General features: G+C 75.5%; 6 protein-coding genes. 5 read left to right on the top strand and 1 reads right to left on the bottom strand.

The genetic code is table 11. From position 1 onward, the window contains the following. The first annotated feature begins 187 nt into the window (after positions 1-187). Positions 188-1609 (top strand): MFS transporter, encoded by a 1422-nt coding sequence (locus ACFQ11_RS36740; RefSeq protein WP_378307411.1) that lies wholly within the window; start codon positions 188-190, stop codon positions 1607-1609. Positions 1610-1789: 180 nt separating this feature from the next. After that, entirely contained in the window at positions 1790-2038 is a 249-nt protein-coding gene (locus ACFQ11_RS36735; RefSeq protein WP_378307409.1) for a hypothetical protein, read from the top strand. Between the two features lie 14 nt (positions 2039-2052). Here ACFQ11_RS36735 and ACFQ11_RS36730 read toward each other — a convergent pair whose 3' ends face one another. Further along, on the bottom strand, positions 2053-2556 hold the full coding sequence (locus tag ACFQ11_RS36730; RefSeq protein ID WP_378307407.1) for an NUDIX domain-containing protein: 504 nt from the start codon (positions 2554-2556) through the stop codon (positions 2053-2055). Between the two features lie 293 nt (positions 2557-2849). Here ACFQ11_RS36730 and ACFQ11_RS36725 point away from each other — a divergent pair, with 293 nt between their 5' ends. The 3 genes from ACFQ11_RS36725 to ACFQ11_RS36715 all read left to right on the top strand — a co-directional run. Then, complete coding sequence (locus tag ACFQ11_RS36725; protein ID WP_378307405.1) at positions 2850-4967, top strand: molybdopterin oxidoreductase family protein; 2118 nt, start codon at positions 2850-2852, stop codon at positions 4965-4967. 101 nt (positions 4968-5068) lie between these two features. Continuing rightward, positions 5069-5560, top strand: coding sequence for a nitrite reductase small subunit NirD (gene nirD, locus ACFQ11_RS36720; RefSeq protein WP_378307403.1), 492 nt, complete (start codon positions 5069-5071; stop codon positions 5558-5560). Continuing rightward, on the top strand, positions 5544-6497 hold a 954-nt coding region (locus ACFQ11_RS36715), incomplete at its 3' end, for a uroporphyrinogen-III synthase (RefSeq protein ID WP_378307401.1). The genes nirD and ACFQ11_RS36715, both read left to right, overlap by 17 nt.

Raw genomic sequence — 6497 nt, 5'->3', positions numbered from 1 at the left:
CCCCGGCGGGCCCGGCGCGTCCGGGGCGTCAGGCCCCGGGCCGGGCCCGGCGCGTCCGCGCGCCCCGCGGGCCGGGCTCGGGGTGACGCGGCCTCACAGCCGTCCCGGCGGGGTTGTGCGGAGGATGTTGCAGCGCGTGCACGCGGCGCGCCGTCCCGTGTAATCCGCCGTCCCTACCGTCCTTCGGGTGTCCACGAGACGTCTGGAGGAACCGAGCATGACGGCGCTGACCGACGAGTCCGCCGCGCGGCCGGAGGCCGTGCCGCGGGGCGGCCGGTGGATCGATCACTGGGACCCGGAGGACGGGGAGTTCTGGGACCGCACGGGACGGCGGGTCGCCGCCCGCAACCTGATCTTCTCGATCTGCACGGAGCACCTCGGTTTCTGCGTCTGGCTGCTGTGGAGCATCGCCGTCCTGCACCTGGCGGACAACGGCACGGCGCTGTCGGTGGGGCAGACCCTCTGGCTGACGACGGTGCCCAACCTGGTGGGGGCGCTGCTGCGGATTCCCTATACGTTCGGCCCGGCGAGGTTCGGCGGGCGCAACTGGACCGTCGTCAGCGGTCTGCTGCTGCTGATCCCGTGCGGGCTGTTCGTGTTCGCGATCGCCAATCCCGGGCTGCCGTTCTGGGTGCTGCTGCTGATCGCCGCGACCACCGGGCTCGGCGGGGGGAACTTCGCGTCCTCGATGGCCAACATCGCGCACTTCTACCCGGCGTCGAAGCAGGGGCTGCCGCTGGGGCTCAACGCGGCGGGCGGCAACGTGGGGGTGAGCGTCACGCAGCTGACGATGCCGCCGCTGATCGCCGCTTTCGGGCTGATCGCGGTCGGCTGGGTGTGGATGCCGCTGATCCTGGCGGCGGCCGCGGGCGCCTACTTCTTCATGAACAACCTGACGCGGGCGAGCCGGTCCTACACGATGGCGGAGATGGGGCGGATCGCCGCCCGGCCGCACACGATCGTCATGGCGGTGCTGTACATCGCCACGTTCGGGTCCTTCATCGGGTACTCGTTCTCCTTCGGGGTGCTGATCGGCAACCAGTTCCCCGAGGTGGACGCGTCCCACTACATCTGGATCGGCGCCCTGGTCGGATCGGCGGCGCGGCCCGTCGGCGGCTGGCTGGCCGACAGGTTCGGCGGCACGGCGGTCACGTTCTGGAACTTCCTCGGGATGGGGCTGGGGATCGTCGCGGTCTGGGGCGGCGTGAGCACGGGGGCGTGGGCGCTCTTCCTGGGCGCCTTCCTGTGGGTGTTCGCCTCCACGGGGGTCGGGAACGGTTCGACCTACAAGATGATCCCGGCGATCTTCCGGACGCGTGCGGAGGCGCGCGCCGCCGCGGCCGGCCGGGCGGCGCGGGAGCGCGCGATCGAGCTGGCGCGGCGGGAGGCCGCGGCGGCCATCGGGCTGATCTCCGCCGTGGGCGCGCTCGGCGGCGCGCTCATCCAGCAGACCTTCCGGATCTCGGTGGAGCGGACCGGCGGCATCGCTCCCGCGCTGATCGTGCTGGCGGCGTTCTACGGCCTGTGCCTGGGGCTGACCTGGGCGGTGTACATGCGCCGGGTGCGGCTCGGGGACCGGCGCATGAGCCTGGCGGAGGCCGGGGTGTGACCGGATCCGGGCCGCACGCGGCCCGCTGAGAGCCCGCCGGGGGCCGCTGCCAGGGGTGGGGGCGGCCCCCGGCGCCCGTGCGGGCGCCGCGGGTAGGGCCGGGTGTTCGCGGGTAGGGCAGGGGTTCGCGGGTAGGGCGGGGGTGACGGCATGCGACGCGACGGGGGAAGGGAACCGGCCATGGCGGTCTGCGAGGTCTGCGGCAATGACTACGCGATGTCGTTCGAGGTGCACGCGCAGGGGGAGGTGCACACGTTCGACTCGTTCGAGTGCGCGGTGAGCCGGATGGCGCCGGTCTGCGAGAACTGCGAGTGCCGCATCATGGGGCACGGCGTCGACGTGGACGGGCACTGGTACTGCTGCGCCCACTGCGCGCGCGTCGCCGATCCGGAGCGCGGCAGGCAGATCAAGGACGCCGTTCCGGCCTGACGCCGGCCCGGCGGTCAGCGGCGGCCGAGGGCGGGGGTGCCGAACGGCTGCTCGGCGCCGTCCTCGAGGTAGACGGCGCGGCCCTCGGCCATGGCGCGCAGCGCCGGTTCCATCCGGCGGGCGACGTGCGGCGGGGCCAGTTCGGGGATCTTCTCCGGCGCGACCAGGACGTGGTCGGACAGTTCGTCGGGCGGCAGCCGGATCGCGTCCGCCTCGGCGCCGGTGATGGAGCCGCCGAAGACGAAGACGTTGACCGAGTCGACGCCGTCCGAGCGCGGGGAGCCCCAGTCGACGCAGGCCAGGCCGTCCAGGCGCGGGACGAGTCCGAGTTCCTCCTCGCATTCGCGCAGGCACGCCGACAGGGGGGACTCGTCCGCCTCGATGACGCCGCCGGGGAGGAACCAGCCCTCGCTGTAGGTCGGCTTGACCAGCAGGACCCGCCCGAGGTCGTCCAGGAGCAGGGCGGCCGCGGCGCCGCGGGAGCGCGGCAGTGAGGCGTAGTAGGCAAGGTCGGGCATGTACCCGAGATTAGGCGCGATCTTGGTGGGGCGGCGGGACGGGGTCGGCGGCGGGGGCCGCATCGTTCCGGGGCGCCGCGAGGCGACCGCCAATCCGTTCGGGAATCGGGTGAAAGGCGACGAAACGGCCATGACAGCGTTCGACAACGCTTGACACGCGATCGTCAGACCCTGAGATTCTCATCCCACGGCCCGCGGTGGACGACCGCCGTGCGCGCCGCGTGAACGCCTTTTAACACGGCGGTCATCCGCGGGAATCGGCCGCGAAACGGCCCCCGGGCAGGCTCGCGGGCATGATCGGGACTCCCACGCACTGCCCGTACTGCGCCCTGCAGTGCGGCATGACCCTGCGCCTCGCGGCCCCCGGATCGCCGCCCGGGTCTCCTCCCGTCGAGGTGACGCCGCGCGACGACGTCCCCGCCAACCAGGGCGGGCTGTGCCGGAAGGGCTGGACGTCGGCGGAGCTGCTCACCGTCCCGGACCGGCTCACGGCGCCGCTGAAGCGCGAGAGCCGGGACGCGCCGCTCCAGCCGTGCACGTGGGACGAGGCGCTCGGCCGCGTCGCGGCGGAACTGCGGGCGCTGCGGGCCGCGCACGGGCCGGACGCCGTCGCGGTGTTCGGCGGCGGGGCCCTGACGAACGAGAAGGCGTACACGCTCGGGAAGTTCGCCCGGGTCGCGCTCGGCACATCGCAGATCGACTACAACGGGCGGTTCTGCATGTCGTCGGCCGCCGCGGCGGCCGGGCGGGCGTTCGGGATGGACCGCGGCCTGCCCGGCCCGGTCACCGACCTCGCCGAATCCGGCGCGGTGCTGCTGGCCGGCGGGAACGTCGCCGAGACCATGCCGCCGTTCATGCGGCACCTCACCGCGATGCGGGACCGCGGCGGCGCCCTCATCGTGGTCGACCCGCGCCGCAGCGCCACCGCCCGGCAGGCCGACCTCCACCTCCAGCCGCTCCCGGGCACCGACCTCGCGCTCGCCAACGGGCTGCTGCACCTGGTCCTCGCCGAGAACCTCGCCGACCACGCCTACATCGCGGCCCGCACCACCGGCTTCGACGCCGCCCGCACCGCCGTCAACTCCTACTGGCCGGACCGCGTCGAGCGGATCACCGGCGTGCCCGTCCCGGCGATGCGCGAGGCCGTCCGGCTCCTCGCGGCCGCCGACCGCGCGCACGTCCTCACCGGGCGGGGCGCCGAGCAGCACGCCCACGGCACCGACACCGTCACCGCGTTCATCAACCTCGCGCTGGCGCTCGGACTGCCGGGCCGCGCCGGATCGGGGTACGGCTGCCTGACCGGGCAGGGCAACGGGCAGGGCGGCCGCGAGCACGGGCAGAAGGCCGACCAGCTGCCCGGCTACCGGCGGATCGACGACCCCGCCGCGCGGGCCCACGTCGCGCGGGTGTGGGGCGTCGACCCCGACGCCCTGCCCGGGCCCGGACGGTCCGCGCACGAACTGCTGTCGGCGCTCGGCGGCCCCGCCGGCCCGCGCGCGCTGCTGCTGTTCGGCTCGAACCCGGTGGTGTCGGCCCCCGACGCCGCCGCCGTCGAGGAGCGCCTCGCCGCGCTCGACCTGCTGGTCGTCGCCGACTTCGTCCCCTCGGAGACGGCCGCGCGCGCCGACGTGGTGCTGCCGGCGGCGCAGTGGGCCGAGGAGTCCGGCACGATGACCAACCTCGAGGGCCGGGTGCTGCGCCGCAGGCGGGCCCTCGGCCCGCCCGAGGGCGTCCGCACCGACCTGGCCGTCCTCGCGGACCTCGCACGGCGGCTGGACGCGCCGGGGGACTGGCCGGACGACCCGGCGGAGGTGTTCGCCGAACTGCGCCGCGCGAGCGCGGGCGGCCCCGCCGACTACTCCGGCATGGACTACGGGCGGATCGAGCGCGAGGGCGGCGTGTTCTGGCCGTGCCCGGCTCCGGACCACCCCGGCACCCCCCGCCCGTTCCTGGACAGGTTCCCGACGCCCGACGGGCGCGCCCGGTTCGTCCCGGTCGGGCACCGCGGCCCCGAGGAGGAGGTCGACGCCGACTACCCCGTGTACCTGACGACCGGGCGGGTCCTGGCCCAGTACCAGTCGGGCGCGCAGACCCGGCGCGTCCCGGCGCTGGCCGAGGCGGAACCGGGCCCGTTCGTCGAGCTGCACCCCGACCTGGCCGGACGGCTGGAGCTCGAGGACGGCGACGCGGTGCGCGTCCGCAGCCGCCGCGGCGCGGCCGTCGCGACCGCGCGGCTCACCGACGCGATCCGCCCGGACACGGTCTTCATGCCGTTCCACTGGGCGGGGGAGGGACGCGCGAACCTGCTCACCAACCCGGCCCTCGACCCGGTGTCCCGGATGCCCGAGTTCAAGGTGTGCGCGGTGCGGCTGGAGCCCGCCGCCCGCCCGGCCGCCGTGAGCGTCTTTTAACACGCCGGTGACAGAAGGGACCCAATCGCGAAACCGCCCCTGCCGAGGATCGAAGTGATCACGAGTCGGGAAGTGATCGAGAGCCAGGAGGTTGCCGCACGATGAGCACGACCGAAGCGACCCTCGCACCCGAGGCCCGCGCTCCCCAGTCCGTCCGCCCGGAACAGAACGGATCGGCCCGCAACGGACCGGCCCACCACGAGACCGCCGAGCACGCACCCGCCCGGCAGGGGGTCGCGCAGGACGGATCCGCGCGGCGCTGGTCCGACGTGTGCGCCTACGCCGACCTCATCCCGGAGCGGGGTGTCTGCGCGATGATCGGCGGGACGCAGGTGGCGGTGTTCCGCACCTTCGACGGCGACCTGTACGCACTGTCCAACCTGGACCCGTTCAGCGGCGCCCACGTGCTGTCGCGCGGCATCCTGGGGACCCGCGACGGAGTCCCCACCGTGGCCTCGCCGATGTACAAGCAGGTGTTCGACCTGCGTACCGGCGTCTGCCTGGACGATCCGCGGGTGGCGCTGCCCGCGTACGGCGTCCGGCGCGCCGGCGGCCGGGTGGAGGTGGCGGTCCCCGATGAGCACCGCCGGTGACGCGCTGGCCGGGTTCGCCGTCGGGGTGACCGCGGCCCGCCGCCAGGAGGAGCTCGCGACGCTGCTGGAGCGGCGCGGGGCGCGGGTGGTGCTCGCCCCGGCGATCCGGCTGGTCCCGCTCGCCGACGACGCGGGACTGCTGGAGGCGACCCGCGCGTGCCTGGCCGCGCCGCTCGACCACGTCGTCGTCACGACCGGGATCGGGTTCCGCGCGTGGCTGGAGACCGCCGACGGGTGGGGGATGCGCGACGAGCTCGTCGCCCGGCTCGGGGACGCCGCCCTCGTGACGCGCGGGCCGAAGGCGCGCGGCGCCGTCCGGTCGGCGGGGCTGCGGGAACGGTGGTCGCCGGAGTCGGAGGGGACGGCCGAGGTCCTGCGGCACCTGCTGGCGGAGGACCTGACCGGGGCGCGCGTCGCCGTGCAGCTGTACGGGGAGCCGCAGCCGGAGCTGACCGGGGCGCTGCGCGCCGCCGGCGCCGAGGTCGTCGAGGTCCCGGTGTACCGGTGGGCGCCCGCCGACGACCCGACGCCGCTGCACCGGCTCGTCGGGCAGGCCGTCGCCGGGACGGTCGACGCGATCACGTTCACCAGCGCCCCCGCGGTCGCCGCGACGCTCGCCGCGGCCGCCGCGGACGGGCTCGCCGACCCGCTGCTGGCGGCCATGCGCGGTCCGCTGGTCGCGGCGTGCGTCGGCCCGGTCACGGCGGCGGAGCTGACCGCCCGCGGGGTCCCCACCGTGCAGCCCGAACGCGCCCGGCTCGGCGCGCTGGTGCGGACCCTGGCGGCCGACCTGCCCCGCCGGCGGGCGCGCCGGCTGCGGGTCCGCGGGCTGGCGCTGGAGCTGCGCGGCCACGCGGTCGTCCTGGACGGGCAGCTGCGCCCGATCGCGCCCGCGCCGATGGCGATCCTGCGGGCGCTCGCGCGGCGCCCGGGGCAC

This window comes from Actinomadura sediminis (genome assembly GCF_042675525.1).
Taxonomy (GTDB): domain Bacteria; phylum Actinomycetota; class Actinomycetes; order Streptosporangiales; family Streptosporangiaceae; genus Spirillospora; species Spirillospora sediminis.
Note: the sequence above shows the minus strand (reverse complement) of the source record. Positions and strands in the feature narration are given on the sequence as shown.